This is a genomic window from Streptomyces sp. NPDC051315, assembly GCF_044455165.1.
GTDB lineage: Bacteria > Actinomycetota > Actinomycetes > Streptomycetales > Streptomycetaceae > Streptomyces.
The window spans coordinates 123,144-140,174 of the sequence record NZ_JBITEN010000009.1 but is presented as its reverse complement, the minus strand read 5'-3'; the positions used below and the strand labels follow the sequence as shown (position 1 = coordinate 140,174).

The following is a 17,031-nucleotide window of genomic DNA, read 5'->3' as shown; positions in this document are numbered from 1 at the left end:
ATGGGATTCGCACGGACCTGCTCGGTTGCGCTGGTGGGCGTCGAGGGAGTCCTGGTCGAGGTCCAGGCCGACCTGGAACCCGGAGTCGCGGCCTTCACCCTGGTCGGCCTGCCGGACAAGAGCCTGAGCGAAAGCCGCGACCGGGTGCGGGCCGCCGTGGTCAACTCGGGCGGCGTGTGGCCGCAGAAGAAGCTCACGGTCGGACTCAGTCCCGCGTCGGTGCCCAAGGCCGGCAGCGGATTCGACCTCGCCGTCGCGTGCGCCGTACTGGGCGCGGCCGAGCGGATCGACCCACGCGTGCTCGCCGACATCGTGATGATCGGAGAGCTGGGACTCGACGGACGGGTGCGGCCGGTCCGCGGCATCCTGCCCGCGGTGCTCGCCGCGGCGGACGCCGGCTACGAACAGGTCGTGGTGCCCGAGTGCGCCGCCGCCGAGGCCTCACTCGTCCCGGGCGTCTCCGTGCTCGGGGTGCGCAGCCTGCGACAGCTGATCGCCGTCCTCGCCGACGAACCCGTACCCGAGGAGGAGCCGGACGAGCTGGGCCGCCCGGACCCCCTCCTCTCCGGCCCGCGCATGCCCGGGACGGGCACCGCCACCGGCATGCACGGCGGCGGCGCCGCCCACCAGGACCAAGGACACGACCTCGCGGACGTCGTCGGCCAGCGCTCGGCACGGACGGCCGTCGAGGTGGCCGCGGCGGGCGGACACCACCTGTTCCTGGAAGGTCCACCAGGAGCCGGCAAGACCATGCTCGCCGAGCGGCTTCCCGCCGTCCTGCCCCGGCTGAGCCGGGAAGAGTCCCTCGAGGTCACGGCGGTCCACTCGGTGGCCGGACTCCTGCCACCGGGCAAACCCCTGATCGACGTCCCCCCGTACTGCGCCCCGCACCACTCCGCCACGATGCAGGCACTCGTCGGAGGCGGCCCCCACATCGCCCGTCCCGGAGCCGTGTCCATGGCTCACCGCGGAGTCCTCTTCCTCGACGAGACCCCCGAGTTCAGCAGCCGCGTCCTGGACGCCCTACGGCAGCCCCTGGAGGCCGGACACGTCGTGATCGCGCGCAGCGCGGGCGTGGTGCGGTTCCCCGCACGCTTCCTGATGGTGCTCGCCGCCAACCCCTGCCCCTGCGGTCGCTTCTCCCAGCGCGACACGCTCTGCGAATGCCCGCCCTCCGCGATCCGCCGCTACCAGGCCCGGCTCTCCGGACCCCTGCTCGACCGCGTCGACCTGCGCGTCGAGGTGGACCCCGTCAGCCGCGCCGAACTCACCCACCGCGGGCCCGGAGGCGAGTCCACGGCGACCGTCGCCGACCGCGTCAGGGCCGCCCGGGAACGTGCCGCGGCCCGGCTGGCCGGCACTCCGTGGCGGACCAACAGCGAAGTACCGGGACGCGAGCTGCGCAACCGCTGGCACCCCGCGATCGGCGCGATGGACGAGGCCGAACGGAACCTGGAACGAGGCGTCCTCACGGTCCGGGGCCTGGACCGGGTCCTGCGCGTCGCCTGGACCGTCGCCGACCTCCTGGGCCATGACCGGCCCGACGCGTCCGACGTCGCCCTGGCACTGCAACTGCGCACCGGTGTGCCGCGCGGGGTACCGATGGCACTCGGGGCCCCGGCATGACCGGCACCGGCGCACCGGACGAGGAACGGCTCGCCCGGGTCTTCCTCGCCCGCGTCATCGAGCCCGGCGACGAGGTCGGCGGACAGTGGGTACGACAGCGCGGGGCCGTTCAGGTGGCGCGGCGACTGCGGGACGGCGGGGAGCCCCTGCCCTGGGTGACCGCGCGACGGTGGGCCGGGCTGCGGGCACGGGCCGCGCAGGCGGCACCGGAGCGGGACCTGTCCGACGCGCGGGAGGCGGGAGCGCGGTTCGTCTGCCCGGGGGACGCCGAGTGGCCAGGACCGCTGGACGACCTCGGCGACGCCCGCCCCCTCGGCCTGTGGGTCCGGGGCCGCCCCAGCCTGAGGATGTGGGCACTGCGCTCGGTGGCGGTCGTCGGCGCCCGCGCCTGCACCGAGTACGGCGCCCACATGGCCGCCACCCTCGCAGCCGGCCTCGCGGAACGCGGCTGGGTGGTGGTCTCCGGCGGCGCCTACGGCGTCGACGGGGCCGCTCACCGGGGCGCTCTCGGCGCGGGCGGCGCCACCGTCGCCGTCCTCGCCTGCGGAGTCGACCGGCCCTACCCGCGCGGCCACACCGCACTGATCAACAGGATCGCGGAACAGGGGCTGGTCGTGGGGGAACTGCCACCGGGCGACCACCCGACGCAGAGCAGATTCGTCCTGCGCAACCGGGTGATCGCGGCGCTCACCCGGGGCACGGTGGTCGTGGAGGCCGCCCACCGCAGCGGCTCGCTGGCCACCGCGCGGGCGGCACAACGGCTGGGCCGGCACACGATGGGGGTGCCCGGGCCGGCCACCAGCGGCCTGTCGGCGGGTGTGCACGAGCTCCTGCGCGGGGAGGGCGTGCTGGTCACCGACGCGGCGGAGGTCGTGGAGCTGGTCGGTGACATGGGGGAACTCGCCCCCGAGCGCCGCGGGCCGGTACTGCCGCGCGACCTGCTTCAACCGGGCGCCCGACGGGTCCTGGCCGCCCTCCCCGGCCACCGGCCGGCGGAGGTGGACGAGATCGCCCGCGAGGCAAGGACCACCCAGGACGACGCGATCGCGAGACTGTACGAACTCAGGGCACTCGGTCACGTCGAACGACACGGCGACGGCTGGAAGTTGACACGCCAGGCGATGGTCTCCGTTCGAGGGGATCGGCGCCCGTGTTGACCGACGGGGTTCGGCCGTCCGGGGGAACGCCGAACCCCTTGCAAATCACCCGTAGTTGACGCCTTCCACCGGCCGCACCGGGGGAGCGCCCCAGCCCGGCGGGCGGGCCGGCGGAACGCGTCCGCGCCCACGTCCGACCACGCCGTTCGCGCACCGCGACACGTCAGTCACGCTACGCTCACGAGGATTCCGGCACAGACCGGCAGCTCCTGCACCACCCGGTACCACACCGGCACGACACGGCATCAGACGGCACGAGACGGCACGACACGGAACCAGACGGCACGACACGGCACGGCACCAGACGGCACGGCACGACGCCGGACGGCACCGGTACGACACCTCACCCAGACGCCCTCGACTCACGTACTTCACGGCAGAACGGCACAAGGCGACGAATGCCCCAGCACACCTCCGGGTCCGACCGGGCGGCGATCCCCCCAGCCGCCCGTGACGGTGGCAGCGTGCGGCCGCCCGCTCCCTCGACGCTCGACGAGCTGTGGCGGTCGTACAAGGCGACGGGGGACGAGCGGCTGCGCGAGCAGCTGATCCTGCACTACTCACCGCTGGTGAAGTACGTGGCGGGCCGGGTCAGCGTCGGGCTGCCGCCCAACGTGGAGCAGGCCGACTTCGTGTCGTCGGGGGTGTTCGGGCTGATCGACGCGATCGAGAAGTTCGACATCGACCGGGAGATCAAGTTCGAGACCTACGCGATCACCCGCATCCGGGGCGCGATGATCGACGAGCTGCGGGCGCTGGACTGGATCCCCCGGTCCGTGCGGCAGAAGGCACGGAACGTGGAGCGGGCGTACGCGACGCTGGAGGCGCGGCTGCGGCGGACACCGACGGAGTGCGAGGTCGCCGCCGAGATGGGCATCGCGGTCGACGAGCTGCACGCCGTGTTCAGTCAGCTGTCACTGGCCAACGTGGTGGCGCTGGAGGAGCTGCTGCACGTCGGGGGTGAGGGCGGGGACGGGCTCAGCGTCATGGACACGCTGGAGGACACGGCCGCGGACAACCCCGTGGAGGTGGCCGAGGACCGGGAACTGCGGCGATTCCTGGCGCGGGCGATCAACACACTGCCCGACCGGGAGAAGACGGTCGTGACCCTCTACTACTACGAAGGCCTGACGCTGGCGGAGATCGGCAACGTACTTGGTGTGACCGAGAGCCGGGTCAGTCAGATCCACACCAAATCCGTGCTGCAGCTGCGAGCGAAACTGGCGAGCTTCGGTCGGTGATCCGGACGGACGCCGGCCGAGCGGGCGGAGTCACTCCCGTCGGCGGTGCTGCATCCGTAAAGTGGTTGACGTGCCAAGGATTCGAGCGGCCTCCGTGGCCGAGCACCGGTCGATGCAGCGAGCCGCCCTGCTGGACGCGGCTCGGTCTTTGCTGTCCGAGGGCGGGACGGAGGCGCTGACCTTCCCCGCCCTCGCCGAGCGGACGGGGCTCGCACGCTCGTCCGTGTACGAGTACTTCCGGTCGCGGGCGGCCGTGGTCGAGGAACTGTGCGCGGTCGACTTCCCCGTGTGGGCGGCGGAGATCGAGGCGGCGATGGCCGCGGCGCAGGCCCCGGAAGCCAAGGTCGAGGCGTATGTGCGGCGGCAGCTCGCGCTGGTGGGGGACCGGCGGCACCGGGCCGTCGTGGCGATCTCGGCGAGCGAGCTGGACGCGGGGGCGCGGGAGAAGATCCGGGCCGCGCACGGAGGGCTCGTGGCGATGATCGTCGAGGCGTTGGGGGAGATGGGGCACACGGAACCCCGGCTGGCGGCGATGCTGCTCCAGGGGGTCGTGGACGCGGCCGTGCGGCGGATCGAACTGGGGGCCGCGGAGGATCCTGCGGTGATCACGGACGCGGCGGTGGGGATGGCGCTGCGGGGGGTTCTCGGCTGACACCGCCGGGGCCCCACCCCTCCCCACCCCCCTCCTCCCTCCCCTCCCCCCCGGTTCCCCTCAGCTCACACAACCCCGGCCCCAACCCGCTCGGCATGCCGCCGCTCTTACGGAAGCGGCACTCCCAGTACCGGCAGCAGCCTCGGCGGGGTCCTTCTCAGGAGCCATGGCGGCAGCAGGGTGAGTGGGTCGAGGTAGGTGCGGTCCCTGAGCAGCCCCCAGTGGACGCAGGGCGCTGTGCAGTGGGAGCCGGTGGGTTCCACGGTGCCGACGACCTCGCCGGCGGTGACCTGGTCGCCCTTGGTCACTGTTGCCCGTACCGGCTCGTAGGTGGTGCGCAGGTCGGTGCCTGCCAGGTGTACGGAGACCACTCCTCGCCCCGCGACTCGGCCCGCGTACGACACTCGGCCTGCCGCGGCCGCGTGCACGGGTGCGCCGGGTGTGGCCGCGAGGTCCACGCCTCGGTGACCGCGGGTGTACGTGGTCGCGGGGGGCTCCCAGCCGCGCAGTACGGCCGGGCGCGTGCCCACGGGCCAGGATCGGCCGATCGGCGGGGCGGGGACGGGTGGGGGAGGGGCGGCGCGGGGTGTCGGGGGCGGAGTCGCCCAGGCCACCGAGGCCGCCATGGTGGTCAGGAGCCCCAGCAGGAGGGCCGTGTATCGCTTCAGGCGCATGCGGAAAGCTTCGCGTGGGGCCGCCGGTCAGGGTCCCAACCTGTGGACAACCCTCCGCTTGTGGACAGCCGCGTCACCCGGTGCTCGCCGGGTCCCGTACACTTTCTCTGGCGATCCGGGTCACCGGGTCGACTTCGCACGCCCCGGTACCGGGGCCGACAACGGTCGGTCTCCGGTATCTGCGCCCCTCGGTCCTTCGTGGCTCGGCGCACGCGGGCGTCAGGCGCGGGAGCCGTCCGGCTCCCGCGGCACAACCGAGAAACCCAAGGAGAACGGCCATGGCCGTCGTCACGATGCGGGAGCTGCTGGAGAGCGGCGTCCACTTCGGTCACCAGACCCGTCGCTGGAACCCGAAGATGAAGCGCTTCATCTTCACCGAGCGCAACGGCATCTACATCATCGACCTGCTCCAGTCGCTGTCGTACATCGACCGCGCCTACGAGTTCGTCAAGGAGACCGTCGCCCACGGCGGCACGGTCATGTTCGTCGGCACGAAGAAGCAGGCGCAGGAGGCCATCGCCGAGCAGGCCACCCGCGTCGGCATGCCCTACGTGAACCAGCGCTGGCTGGGCGGCATGCTCACCAACTTCTCGACCGTCTACAAGCGTCTGCAGCGCCTCAAGGAGCTCGAGCAGATCGACTTCGAGGACGTCGCCGCGTCGGGTCTGACCAAGAAGGAGCTCCTGGTCCTCTCGCGTGAGAAGGCCAAGCTCGAGAAGACCCTCGGCGGTATCCGCGAGATGTCCAAGGTCCCCAGCGCCGTCTGGATCGTGGACACCAAGAAGGAGCACATCGCGGTCGGCGAGGCCCGGAAGCTCAACATCCCGGTCGTCGCCATCCTCGACACCAACTGCGACCCCGACGAGGTCGACTACAAGATCCCGGGCAACGACGACGCGATCCGCTCCGTCACCCTGCTCACCCGTGTGATCGCCGACGCCGTGGCCGAGGGCCTCATCGCCCGCTCCGGTGTCGCCACCGAGGGCAAGGGCGAGAAGGCCGCGGGCGAGCCGCTGGCCGAGTGGGAGCGCGACCTGCTCGAGGGCGAGAAGAAGGCCGAGGAGACCCCGGCTGCTGAGGCCCCCGCCGCCGAGGCCGCCGCTGAGGCGCCCGCCGCCGAGGCTCCCGCTGCCGAGGCGCCGGCCGCCGAGGCCCCGGCCGCCGAGGGCGAGCAGGCCTGACCGTCAGCGTGCGTGGTTGACGGCGGGAGCGGCGACATGAAGTCCGCTCCCGCCGTTCACCCGTAGGTCAGCGGCGAGTCGGAGATCTACATCTTCATGTGGATCACTGACCCGCAGATCTCCGTTCTTCCAGACTTCGAGAAAGACTCACAGACTCATGGCGAACTACACCGCCGCCGACGTCAAGAAGCTCCGCGAGCTCACCGGCGCCGGCATGATGGACTGCAAGAAGGCGCTGGACGAGGCCGAGGGCAACGTCGAGAAGGCCGTCGAGGCGCTCCGCATCAAGGGCCAGAAGGGCGTCGCCAAGCGCGAGGGTCGCTCCGCCGAGAACGGCGCCGTGGTCTCGATCATCGCCGACGACAACTCCTCCGGTGTCCTCGTCGAGCTGAAGTGCGAGACGGACTTCGTCGCCAAGGGCGAGAAGTTCCAGAGCGTCGCCACGGCCATCGCCGAGCACGTCGCCAAGACCTCCCCGGCCGACATCGAGGCCCTGCTCGGCTCGGAGATCGAGCCCGGCAAGACCGTCCAGGCGTTCGTGGACGAGGCCAACGCCAACCTCGGCGAGAAGATCGTCCTGGACCGCTTCGCGCAGTTCACCGACGGCTTCGTCATCGCGTACATGCACCGCACGATGCCCGACCTGCCGCCGCAGATCGGTGTCCTCGTCGAGCTGGACAAGCCGAACGCCGAGGTCGCCAAGGGCGTCGCCCAGCACATCGCCGCCTTCGCGCCGAAGTACCTCTCCAAGGAGGACGTGCCGGCCGAGGTCGTCGAGTCCGAGCGCCGCATCGCCGAGGAGACCACCCGCGCCGAGGGCAAGCCCGAGGCCGCGATCGCCAAGATCGTCGAGGGTCGCCTGAACGGCTTCTTCAAGGACGCCACGCTGCTCGGCCAGCCGTACGCGCTCGACAACAAGAAGTCCGTCCAGAAGGTCCTGGACGAGGCCGGTGTCACCCTGAAGCGCTTCACGCGCATCAAGGTCGGCATCTGAGTCCGTACCGCGACGGACGCCCGGCCCCGATAGGGTCGGCAGCAGTCGTCCGGGTACGTCGTCACTGGACGTGTGACGGACGACAGCAGATCTGACGAGGAGGCCATTGCCGCGCACGGGTTGCGAACGACACCCCACCGGCAGTGGCCTTCTTCGTATGTGCACCACGTGAAAGAGGCGGGATCTCCCATGACCACCAAGGCCCAGAAGAGCGACGACGGCAAAGTACGCGGCCGGTTCCTGCTGAAGCTGTCCGGAGAGGCATTCTCCGGCGGTGGCGGCCTGGGCGTGGACCCCGACGTGGTGCACAAGATCGCCCGCGAGATCGCGGCCGTCGTGCGCGACGGCGCGCAGATCGCGGTCGTCATCGGCGGCGGCAACTTCTTCCGCGGCGCCGAACTCCAGGTGCGTGGCATGGACCGGGCCCGCTCGGACTACATGGGCATGCTCGGCACCGTGATGAACTGCCTCGCCCTCCAGGACTTCCTGGAGAAGGAGGGCATCGACAGCCGCGTGCAGACCGCCATCACGATGGGTCAGGTCGCCGAGCCGTACATCCCGCTGCGCGCGGTGCGTCACCTGGAGAAGGGCCGCGTGGTGATCTTCGGCGCCGGTATGGGCATGCCGTACTTCTCCACCGACACCACCGCCGCGCAGCGCGCCCTGGAGATCGACGCCGAGGCGCTGCTGATGGGCAAGAACGGCGTGGACGGCGTCTACGACTCCGACCCGAAGACCAACCCGGAGGCGGTCAAGTTCGACTCCCTCGGTTACGGCGAGGTCATCACGCGCGAGCTGAAGGTCGCCGACGCCACCGCGATCACGCTCTGCCGCGACAACAAGCTCCCGATCCTCGTCTTCGAGCTTCTGGCCGAGGGCAATATCGCGCGGGCCGTCAAGGGTGAGAAGATCGGCACGCTCGTGGGTGACCAGGGCAGCCAAGCCTGAGCAGTGAACCCCCGGTCCGACCGGTGAAACCCCCGGTGCGCACGACAACACCGGACCGGGGGACGGACCCTGGTCGGGGGATGGACAATGTCCTGCCGGTCGGGAACCGTGCAGGAAGAAGACGCGACGCAGCCGGCCGCCGCCCCCGCAAGGAACCGCAGCCGGGCCTACTCAAGACACGCAGGAGCAAGTGGTGATCGAAGAGACCCTCCTCGAGGCCGAGGAGAAGATGGAGAAGGCCGTCGTGGTCGCCAAGGAGGACTTCGCCGCGATCCGCACCGGCCGTGCGCACCCGGCGATGTTCAACAAGATCGTGGCCGACTACTACGGCGCGCCGACGCCGATCAACCAGCTGGCTTCGTTCTCCGTGCCGGAGCCGCGCATGGCGGTCGTGACCCCGTTCGACAAGAGCGCTCTGCGCAACATCGAGCAGGCGATCCGCGACTCCGACCTCGGCGTCAACCCGAGCAACGACGGCAACATCATCCGTGTGGTGTTCCCGGAGCTCACCGAGGAACGCCGCCGTGAGTACATCAAGGTCGCCAAGGGCAAGGGCGAGGACGCCAAGGTGTCCATCCGCTCCGTCCGCCGCAAGGCCAAGGACGCCATCGACAAGCTCGTCAAGGACGGCGAGGTCGGCGAGGACGAGGGCCGCCGTGCGGAGAAGGAGCTCGACGACACCACCGCGAAGTACGTCGCCCAGGTGGACGAGCTCCTGAAGCACAAGGAAGCGGAGCTGCTCGAGGTCTGATGAACGACTCTTCCTGGGGCGCTCCGCCGCACGCCGGTTCACAGACCGGGTACTGGGGGCCCACCGACCGGGGATCTGTCCAGGGGGCCGCCCCGGCGGGTCCCGCGTACGATGCGCCTGAGGCGCAGCAGACTCGCCCCATGCCCATCGTCCCCGACGTACCCGCTCACGGCGGAAACCAGGATGACGACCGGGGGGCCGCCCGGCTGGGCGGCCCCTTGTTCCGAGACGAGACGTTCCACGGCGGGACGTCCCCGCACGAGACGTTCCGCGACGAGACCCCGTCGGCTCAGCCCCATGCGGCGGTGCCGCAGAATCCGGATCCCATGCCCGACTCCCCGCAGCCGGCGCCCGCACCGCAGAAGAAGAGCGCGGGCCGAGACCTGGGTGCTGCCATAGGTGTCGGCGTCGGGCTGGGCGCGGTGATCGTCGCCTCGCTGTTCGTCGTCAAGGCCGTGTTCGTCGGCGTGATAGCGGTCGCCGTCGTCGTGGGCCTGTGGGAGCTGACCAGCCGGCTGCAGGAGCGCAGGGGCATCAAGGCGCCGCTGGTGCCGCTCGCGCTCGGCGGTGCGGCGATGGTCGTCGCCGGGTACGTCCGGGGCGCCGAGGGCGCGTGGGTCGCCATGGCCCTGACCGCGCTGGCGGTCCTGGTCTGGCGTATGACGGAACCGCCGGAGGGTTACCTCAAGGACGTCACGGCCGGCCTCTTCGCGGCCTTCTACGTCCCGTTCCTGGCCACCTTCGTCGCCCTGATGCTCACGGCCGACGACGGGGCCCAGCGCGTGCTGACGTTCCTGCTCCTGACGGTCGTCAGCGACACCGGCGCGTACGCCGTCGGATGGCGCTTCGGAAAGCACAAGCTCGCTCCGCGCATCAGCCCCGGCAAGACCCGTGAGGGCCTGCTCGGGGCGGTGTCGTTCGCGATGGTCGCGGGCGCGCTGTGCATGCAGTTCATCATCGAGGACGGCACCTGGTGGCAGGGCCTGCTGCTGGGCCTCGCCGTCGCGGCCAGCGCCACCCTCGGCGACCTGGGCGAGTCCATGATCAAGCGGGACCTGGGCATCAAGGACATGGGCACGCTGCTCCCGGGTCACGGAGGCATCATGGACCGGCTGGACTCCCTGCTGCCCACGGCGCCGGTGGTGTGGCTGCTGCTGGTGCTGTTCGTGGGAGCCGGCTGACGGTTCCGTCCGCGGCCGAGCGGGCCGTGGTCGAGCGGGCCTCCGTCCAGGGCAGGGCGGGGGCCCGCTGTCGTGTCCACGAGTGGTCTCTCCCGGGGACGGGTGGGACGATTCTGCTGGAACCGCTCACAGGGGGGATCCTCCGGAAGGGGGCGGGCACCCATGTCCGACTTCCGCGAAACGATCGACATCGACTGCACCCCCGACGAGGTCTGGACGTACGTCGTCGACTCATCCCACCTGCCCGAATGGCAGGCGAGCGCGGTCGCGGCCGAGTCACTCGACGAGGGCCCGACGGGTGTCGGCTCCCGGGTCCGGGTCACCCGGCACGTCGGCAGCCGCGAGATCCCCATGACGATGCGGTACACGGAGTACGACCCGCCGCACGCCTGGGGCATGCAGGGCATCGACGGGCCCATCCGCCCGCACGTCCACGGCGAGATCACCCCGCTCGACGACGGCCGCCGCTCGCGCGTGACGCTGGAGGTCGACGTCGAGGGCAAGGGCATGGGCAAGGTCCTGCTGCCCCTGGTCGTACGCCCCCAGATGCGCAAGGAGCTGCCGGACAACGAGCGGAGGCTGAAGGAACGGCTGGAGCGCGGCGGCGGGATCGGGGCACCGTAGCGGGATCGGTGCACCGTAAAGGATCTGCGACACGGAGGGCTGTCTTGTGCCCGCTGGGCCGTCTCTGGGCGGTCAGGGCTCCTGGGCCGGGCCGAAGACACCGTCCAGGGCCCGGCGGGCGCGCTCGCTGCCGCTGAGAGGCCACCGGGGAGCTCACGGTGCCGCCCAGCACGCCGCCACCCGGGGGCGTTCCTTCCAACCGCAATGGAAGGGAACCACCATCAGGGCCGCGTTCATGAGGAGCGGCACCGTGAGCTCCCCGACGGGGCAGACGCCGACCGAGGCGGCCACCGGGAGGAACGGGCCGCCGCAGGGCAGCGGCTGGTGTAGTGCGGCGGTGAGTTTTCCGGACCGCCTTCTGCTCCCAGTGCCATGGCGCTCGCCCGTGGGGGCCGGGCGTCCCCGCCGGGTTGGATGGGATCCACGGCTTTGTTCCGGACAGTCCTCCGGCCCTTTGACTGCTTCGACGAATCCGTGGCTCCACGCCGGGCCGGGCCCCGAGGCTCTTCCGACGCGGTTGAGGGGCGCCGTCCGAGCAGGAGCCGGAGACCACTGCTGAAGGCTGCCCCGGGCCGCCCCCGGGCCGTGCGAAACCGACCAGCGCTGACAGACGCCGCCCACGGGTGATCACCCCCACCCCGCTCCGGCCCGGGACACCCGAGTCGATCTGCGACACTGGACGTGTTATGCCGAAGCCCGGAGAACTCACTTTCGTCGCCCCCCGCGGAGCCAAGAAGCCGCCGCGGCATCTCGCCGACCTCTCGCCCGCCGAGCGGAAGGAGGCGGTGGCGGAGATCGGTGAGAAGCCGTTCCGGGCGAAGCAGTTGTCGCAGCACTACTTCGCGCGGTACGCGCACGACCCGGCGGAGTGGACCGACATCCCCGCCGGGGCACGCGAGAAGCTGCGCGAGGCGCTGCTGCCCGACCTGATGACCGTGGTCCGGCACCTGTCGACCGACGAGGGCACCACCCGCAAGACGCTGTGGCGGCTGTTCGACGGGACGCTGGTCGAGTCGGTGCTCATGCGGTATCCCGACCGGGTCACCATGTGCATCAGCTCGCAGGCGGGGTGCGGGATGAACTGCCCGTTCTGCGCGACGGGGCAGGCGGGTCTCGACCGGAACCTGTCGACCGCGGAGATCGTCCACCAGATCGTGGACGGCATGCGGGCGCTCAGGGACGGGGAGGTCCCGGGCGGACCGGCGCGGCTGTCCAACATCGTCTTCATGGGCATGGGCGAGCCCCTCGCCAACTACAAGCGGGTCGTCGGCGCGATCCGTGCCCTCACCGACCCGGCGCCGGACGGGCTCGGGCTGTCGCAGCGCGGGATCACCGTGTCGACCGTGGGGCTGGTTCCGGCCATCCACCGCTTCTCCGACGAGGGCTTCAAGTGCCGGCTCGCGATCTCGCTGCACGCGCCGGACGACGAGCTGCGCGACACCCTCGTCCCGGTGAACACCCGGTGGAAGGTGCGCGAGGTGCTCGACGCCGGCTTCGAGTACGCCGAGAAGTCCGGGCGGCGGCTGTCCATCGAGTACGCCCTGATCCGTGACATCAACGACCAGGCCTGGCGGGGCGACCGTCTCGGGCGGCTGCTCAAGGGCCGTCCGGTGCACGTCAACCTGATCCCGCTGAACCCGACCCCGGGCTCGAAGTGGACCGCTTCCCGGCCGGAGGACGAGAAGGCGTTCGTCGAGGCCATCGCGGCGCACGGGGTGCCCGTCACCATCCGGGACACCCGTGGCCAGGAGATCGACGGGGCGTGTGGTCAGCTCGCCGCCACCGAACGGTAGTCTGACCGGCGTCAGCACCACCATCGGTATTCGGCACCTTCACAGTCAGACACCTTCATATTCCGACAGGGGAGCGCCACAGCGCTGAGAGTGCGGCAACCGGCCGCAGACCCTCTGAACCTCGCCCAGGTCATTCTGGGTAGGAAGTTCGGTCATCACTCGAGCTGTTGCGCCCTGCCCGGGACCGGCGGATCTTCGCGGGTCCCGGGCAGGGCCGCGTCTCTTCCTGGCCCACCCCAGGAGGAAAACCAGTGCACACCAAGACGTTCCTGGCCGCGGCGGTCGGCCTCGGTCTCGTCACGCTGTCCGCGTGCGGTTCGACCGGGTCCGGCGGTGACGGCTCCGGCTCCAAGACCGTCACCCTCGTCAGCCACGACTCGTGGGCCGTCTCCAAGACCGTGCTCGCGGACTTCGAGAAGCAGTCCGGCTACACGGTCAAGGTCCTCAAGGACGGCGACGCCGGGCAGGCCGTCAACAAGGCCATCCTCACCAAGGACAACCCGCAGGGCGACGTCTTCTTCGGCGTCGACAACACACTCCTGTCGCGGGCCCTGGACAACGGGCTGTTCCAGTCGTACGAGGCCAAGGGGCTCGACCAGGTCGACGCCCGGTACCAGCTCGACGCGGACAAGAACCGGGTCACGCCCGTCGACCACGGTGACATCTGCGTCAACTACGACAAGAAGTACTTCGCCGACCACAAGCTGGCCCCGCCGGCCTCCTTCGACGACCTGACCAAGCCCGCCTACAAGAACCTGCTGGTCACCGAGAACGCCTCCACCTCCTCGCCGGGCCTCGGCTTCCTGCTCGGCACCGTCGCGAAGTACGGCGACGACGGCTGGGAGGGGTACTGGTTGAAGCTCAAGGCCAACGGCGTGAAGGTGGTCGACGGCTGGGACCAGGCCTACAACGAGGAGTTCTCCGGTTCGGCCGGCGGGAAGAAGGCCGGCGCCGACCGGCCGCTCGTCGTCTCCTACGCCTCCTCGCCGCCCGCCGAGGTGATCTACGGCGACCCGAAGCCGACGACCGCCCCGACCGGTGTCGCCGCCGGCACCTGCTTCCGGCAGATCGAGTTCGCGGGGCTGCTGAGCAACGCGAAGAACAGCGCGGGCGGCAAGGCCCTGATCGACTTCCTGATCGGCAAGGAGTTCCAGGAGGACATGCCGCTCAACATGTTCGTCTACCCGGTGGTGAAGGGCGCCGCCGTGCCCGCCGAGTTCACGCGGTACGGCCCGGCCGCCGAAAACCCCGAGACCATGGAACCGGCGAAGATCGCCGCCGAGCGCGACGGCTGGGTCAAGTCGTGGACCTCGCTCGTCCTGAAGTGACCGACGCGCGCACCACCCGGCGCGGGAACGCGGCGCGGCTCGGACTGATGGCCCTGCCCGTCGCGTTCTTCGGCGTCTTCTTCGCCTACCCCGTCGCCGCGATCGTCTCGCGCGGGCTGGGCGGCGACGGGGGCCCGCACCTCGGGCGGCTGTGGGACGTGCTCGGGCAGTCCGACATCCGGCACGTGCTGTGGTTCACCACCTGGCAGGCGCTCGCCTCCACCGCGCTCACCCTCCTGCTCGCCCTGCCCGCCGCGTACGTCTTCGCCCGCTTCACCTTCCCCGGCCGGCAGATCCTGCGGGCCGTGGTGACCGTCCCGTTCGTGCTGCCGACGGTCGTCGTGGGTACGGCGTTCCTGGCGCTCCTCGGACGGGGCGGGCCGCTCGACGAGCTGTGGGGCGTACGGCTGGACACCACGGTGTGGGCCATCCTGCTCGCGCACGTCTTCTTCAACTACGCGGTCGTCGTGCGGACCGTGGGCGGGCTGTGGGCGCAGCTCGACCCGCGGCAGGAGGAGGCGGCACGGATGCTGGGCGCGTCGCCGTCGCGGGCCTGGCGTCAGGTCACGCTCCCGGCGCTCGCGCCCGCCGTGGCGGCGGCCGCGCTCATGGTCTTCCTCTTCACCTTCACCTCCTTCGGCGTGGTCCAGATCCTCGGCGGGCCGACCTTCTCGACCCTGGAGGTCGAGATCTACCGGCAGACCTCGGAGATCTTCGACCTGTCCACGGCGGCCGTCCTCACGATCGTGCAGTTCGCTTCCGTCGGCGCGATCCTCGCCGTGCACGCCTGGACCGTACGGCGGCGGGAGACCGCGCTGCGGCTGGTGGACGCCTCCGTGACGGCGCGGCGGCCGCGCGGGGCCGGGCAGTGGGTGCTGCTCGCCGGGGTCCTCGCCACCGTGGTCGTGCTGGTCCTGCTACCGCTGGCGGTGCTGGTGCAGCGCTCGCTGGACGCCCCCGACTTCGCCTACTACCGGGCGCTGACCAGGAACGACGGCAACGTCTTCCTCGTCCCGCCGATCGACGCGATCGGCAACTCACTGCAGTATGCCCTCGTCGCCACCGTCATCGCCGTGCTGGTCGGCGGGCTGGCGGCCGCGGCCCTGACCCGGCTGCCCCCTTCCCGGCCCCGCGCGCACGGGGGCGCCTTGGTCGCCGCCCGCTTCGTCCGCGGGTTCGACGCGCTGCTGATGCTGCCGCTCGGCGTCTCCGCCGTCACCGTCGGCTTCGGTTTCCTGATCGCGCTCGACGAACCCCCGCTGAACCTGCGCGGCGCCTGGATCCTGGTGCCGCTCGCGCAGGCGCTGGTCGGCGTCCCCTTCGTCGTGCGGACCATGCTGCCCGTGCTGCGGGCGGTGGACGAACGGCTGCGGGAGGCGGCGGCGGTGCTGGGAGCGTCGCCCTGGCGGGTGTGGCGGGAGGTGGACCTGCCGATGGTGCGGCGGGCGCTGCTCGTCGCGGCCGGGTTCGCCTTCGCGGTGTCGCTCGGCGAGTTCGGCGCGACGGTGTTCATCGCCCGGCCCGACAACCCGACGCTGCCCGTCGCGGTGGCGCGGCTCCTCGGGCGGGCCGGTGAACTCAACTACGGGCAGGCGATGGCCCTTTCCACGATTCTGATGCTGGTGTGCGCGGTGGCCCTGTTGGTGCTGGAGCGGCTGCGGACCGACCGGACGGGAGAGTTCTGATGCTGCTGCGGCTCGAGGGTGCGACCGTGCGGTTCGGCGGGCGGGCGGTGCTCGACGCCGTCGATCTGGCCGTCGCCGAGCACGAGGTGGTGTGTGTGCTCGGGCCGAGCGGCAGCGGCAAGTCGACCCTGTTGCGGGCGGTGGCCGGGCTGCAGCCCCTGGACGCCGGACGGGTGGTGCTCGACGGGCGCGACCAGTCGGGGGTCCCCGCGCACCGGCGGGAGCTCGGCCTGATGTTCCAGGACCACCAGTTGTTCCCGCAGCGGGACGTGGGCGGCAACGTGGCCTTCGGCATGCGGATGCACGGAGCGCCGAAACGCCAACAGCAGGAGCGGGTGGGGGAGCTGCTGGAGCTGGTCGGGTTGCCGGGCGCCGCCCGCCGGGCCGTCGCCGCGCTCTCCGGCGGTGAGCAGCAGCGGGTCGCGCTGGCCCGTGCGCTCGCGCCCCGGCCCCGGCTGCTGATGCTGGACGAGCCGCTCGGGCAGCTCGACCGGTCGCTGCGGGAGCGGCTGGTCGTCGAACTGCGGGAGTTGTTCGGCCGGTTGGGCACCACCGTGCTCGCGGTCACCCACGACCAGGGCGAGGCGTTCGCGCTCGCCGACCGGGTCGTGGTGATGCGGGACGGGCGGATCGCCCAGTCCGGTACGCCCCTCGAGGTGTGGCAGCGGCCGGCGGACGCGTTCGTGGCCCGCTTCCTCGGCTTCGACAACGTGGTGGAGGCGAGCGTCGCCGGGGAGGCCGCGGACACGCCGTGGGGCAAGGTGCCGGTGCCGGCCGGTTCCGCGCAGGGGACCCGCACGCTGCTGGTGCGGCCGGCCGGGGTGCGGCTGGCCGGCGCGGACGAGGGCCTGCGCTGCACGGTCGCCGCCCGCACCTTCAAGGGCACCCACGTCGCCGTGCACCTCCAGCCGGCGGACGCGCCCCGTCTGGAGGCGGCGTGCGCGCTGCGGCTTGCGCCGGAGGTCGGGGACACGGTCGGGGTGGCGTTCGACTCGGCCGAGATCGTCGTGCTCGAAGGACCGGCCCCGCCCTAGTGCCGCACCGCAGACGTTCCGCCGATGGCTCTCGGGCGGTGCGGTGTTTGTTGATGGCGTCGATGTCGAGGCGGTCATGCGTGGTGCGGGTGCCCCACGGTTGCCAGCACCATGAGCGACGCGGAATTGCCGAGGCCGGGTGTTCGCGGTTTGTGTATCAGC

15 protein-coding genes and 1 riboswitch are annotated in these 17,031 nt (G+C 71.3%); of the genes, 14 read left to right on the top strand and 1 reads right to left on the bottom strand.

Going from position 1 to position 17,031, the window contains the following annotated elements; all coding sequences use genetic code 11:
* From ACIBBD_RS18955 to ACIBBD_RS18940, 4 genes are all read left to right on the top strand, one after another.
* Entirely contained in the window at positions 1-1,626 is a 1,626-nt protein-coding gene (locus tag ACIBBD_RS18955) for a YifB family Mg chelatase-like AAA ATPase (protein WP_399420580.1), read from the top strand.
* On the top strand, positions 1,623-2,783 hold the full coding sequence (gene dprA, locus ACIBBD_RS18950; RefSeq protein ID WP_399420579.1) for a DNA-processing protein DprA: 1,161 nt from the start codon (positions 1,623-1,625) through the stop codon (positions 2,781-2,783). Before ACIBBD_RS18955 ends, dprA begins: the two co-directional genes overlap by 4 nt.
* 398 nt (positions 2,784-3,181) lie before the next feature.
* Positions 3,182-4,024 (top strand): RNA polymerase sigma factor WhiG, encoded by an 843-nt coding sequence (gene whiG / locus ACIBBD_RS18945; RefSeq protein ID WP_399420578.1) that lies wholly within the window; start codon positions 3,182-3,184, stop codon positions 4,022-4,024.
* Positions 4,025-4,118: 94 nt separating this feature from the next.
* Complete coding sequence (locus ACIBBD_RS18940) at positions 4,119-4,676, top strand: TetR/AcrR family transcriptional regulator (RefSeq protein ID WP_399420750.1); 558 nt, start codon at positions 4,119-4,121, stop codon at positions 4,674-4,676.
* Between the two features lie 107 nt (positions 4,677-4,783).
* On the opposite strand, the gene ACIBBD_RS18935 is transcribed toward ACIBBD_RS18940, so the two are convergent.
* Positions 4,784-5,350: a murein hydrolase activator EnvC family protein gene (locus ACIBBD_RS18935; RefSeq protein ID WP_399420577.1), complete on the bottom strand. Its 567-nt coding sequence runs from the start codon at positions 5,348-5,350 to the stop codon at positions 4,784-4,786.
* A 278-nt stretch (positions 5,351-5,628) separates the two neighbouring features.
* Here ACIBBD_RS18935 and rpsB point away from each other — a divergent pair, with 278 nt between their 5' ends.
* The 10 genes from rpsB (at position 5,629) to ACIBBD_RS18885 (ending at position 16,869) form a co-directional block, all read left to right on the top strand.
* Positions 5,629-6,531, top strand: coding sequence for a 30S ribosomal protein S2 (gene rpsB, locus ACIBBD_RS18930; RefSeq protein WP_399420576.1), 903 nt, complete (start codon positions 5,629-5,631; stop codon positions 6,529-6,531).
* Between the two features lie 157 nt (positions 6,532-6,688).
* Positions 6,689-7,525: a translation elongation factor Ts gene (gene tsf, locus ACIBBD_RS18925; protein ID WP_399420575.1), complete on the top strand. Its 837-nt coding sequence runs from the start codon at positions 6,689-6,691 to the stop codon at positions 7,523-7,525.
* A gap of 189 nt (positions 7,526-7,714) precedes the next feature.
* The gene (gene pyrH, locus ACIBBD_RS18920) at positions 7,715-8,473 is read left to right on the top strand and encodes a UMP kinase (RefSeq protein WP_399420573.1); all 759 of its coding nucleotides are present in this window, start codon (positions 7,715-7,717) and stop codon (positions 8,471-8,473) included.
* Between the two features lie 193 nt (positions 8,474-8,666).
* Positions 8,667-9,224 carry a ribosome recycling factor gene (gene frr / locus ACIBBD_RS18915; RefSeq protein ID WP_044388432.1) on the top strand — a complete coding sequence of 186 codons (558 nt, stop codon included), beginning with the start codon at positions 8,667-8,669 and terminating at the stop codon, positions 9,222-9,224.
* On the top strand, positions 9,224-10,405 hold the full coding sequence (locus tag ACIBBD_RS18910) for a phosphatidate cytidylyltransferase (protein WP_399420572.1): 1,182 nt from the start codon (positions 9,224-9,226) through the stop codon (positions 10,403-10,405). The genes frr and ACIBBD_RS18910 overlap by 1 nt, the downstream gene beginning before the upstream one ends.
* A gap of 162 nt (positions 10,406-10,567) precedes the next feature.
* On the top strand, positions 10,568-11,029 hold the full coding sequence (locus ACIBBD_RS18905; protein ID WP_399420571.1) for an SRPBCC family protein: 462 nt from the start codon (positions 10,568-10,570) through the stop codon (positions 11,027-11,029).
* 686 nt (positions 11,030-11,715) lie between these two features.
* A complete protein-coding gene (gene rlmN / locus ACIBBD_RS18900) occupies positions 11,716-12,822 on the top strand; it encodes a 23S rRNA (adenine(2503)-C(2))-methyltransferase RlmN (protein WP_399420570.1) in 1,107 nt (368 codons plus the stop codon).
* Between the two features lie 57 nt (positions 12,823-12,879).
* A riboswitch (TPP riboswitch) is annotated at positions 12,880-12,986 on the top strand.
* 87 nt (positions 12,987-13,073) lie between these two features.
* Entirely contained in the window at positions 13,074-14,150 is a 1,077-nt protein-coding gene (locus ACIBBD_RS18895; protein WP_399420569.1) for a thiamine ABC transporter substrate binding subunit, read from the top strand.
* The gene (locus tag ACIBBD_RS18890; protein ID WP_399420568.1) at positions 14,126-15,835 is read left to right on the top strand and encodes an ABC transporter permease; all 1,710 of its coding nucleotides are present in this window, start codon (positions 14,126-14,128) and stop codon (positions 15,833-15,835) included. The genes ACIBBD_RS18895 and ACIBBD_RS18890 overlap by 25 nt, the downstream gene beginning before the upstream one ends.
* On the top strand, positions 15,835-16,869 hold the full coding sequence (locus ACIBBD_RS18885; protein WP_399420567.1) for an ABC transporter ATP-binding protein: 1,035 nt from the start codon (positions 15,835-15,837) through the stop codon (positions 16,867-16,869). Before ACIBBD_RS18890 ends, ACIBBD_RS18885 begins: the two co-directional genes overlap by 1 nt.
* Positions 16,870-17,031: the final 162 nt, after the last annotated feature.

What these genes read in the sequence shown, in the direction of transcription:
- tsf (WP_399420575.1), top strand. Translation starts at nt 6,689, where the DNA reads ATGGCGAACTACACCGCCGCCGACGTCAAGAAGCTCCGCGAGCTCACC.
- dprA (WP_399420579.1), top strand. Translation starts at nt 1,623, where the DNA reads ATGACCGGCACCGGCGCACCGGACGAGGAACGGCTCGCCCGGGTCTTC.
- rlmN (WP_399420570.1), top strand. Translation starts at nt 11,716, where the DNA reads ATGCCGAAGCCCGGAGAACTCACTTTCGTCGCCCCCCGCGGAGCCAAG.
- whiG (WP_399420578.1), top strand. Translation starts at nt 3,182, where the DNA reads ATGCCCCAGCACACCTCCGGGTCCGACCGGGCGGCGATCCCCCCAGCC.
- ACIBBD_RS18885 (WP_399420567.1), top strand. Translation starts at nt 15,835, where the DNA reads ATGCTGCTGCGGCTCGAGGGTGCGACCGTGCGGTTCGGCGGGCGGGCG.
- ACIBBD_RS18935 (WP_399420577.1), bottom strand. Translation starts at nt 5,350, where the DNA reads ATGCGCCTGAAGCGATACACGGCCCTCCTGCTGGGGCTCCTGACCACC.
- pyrH (WP_399420573.1), top strand. Translation starts at nt 7,715, where the DNA reads ATGACCACCAAGGCCCAGAAGAGCGACGACGGCAAAGTACGCGGCCGG.
- ACIBBD_RS18955 (WP_399420580.1), top strand. Translation starts at nt 1, where the DNA reads ATGGGATTCGCACGGACCTGCTCGGTTGCGCTGGTGGGCGTCGAGGGA.
- rpsB (WP_399420576.1), top strand. Translation starts at nt 5,629, where the DNA reads ATGGCCGTCGTCACGATGCGGGAGCTGCTGGAGAGCGGCGTCCACTTC.
- ACIBBD_RS18905 (WP_399420571.1), top strand. Translation starts at nt 10,568, where the DNA reads ATGTCCGACTTCCGCGAAACGATCGACATCGACTGCACCCCCGACGAG.
- ACIBBD_RS18910 (WP_399420572.1), top strand. Translation starts at nt 9,224, where the DNA reads ATGAACGACTCTTCCTGGGGCGCTCCGCCGCACGCCGGTTCACAGACC.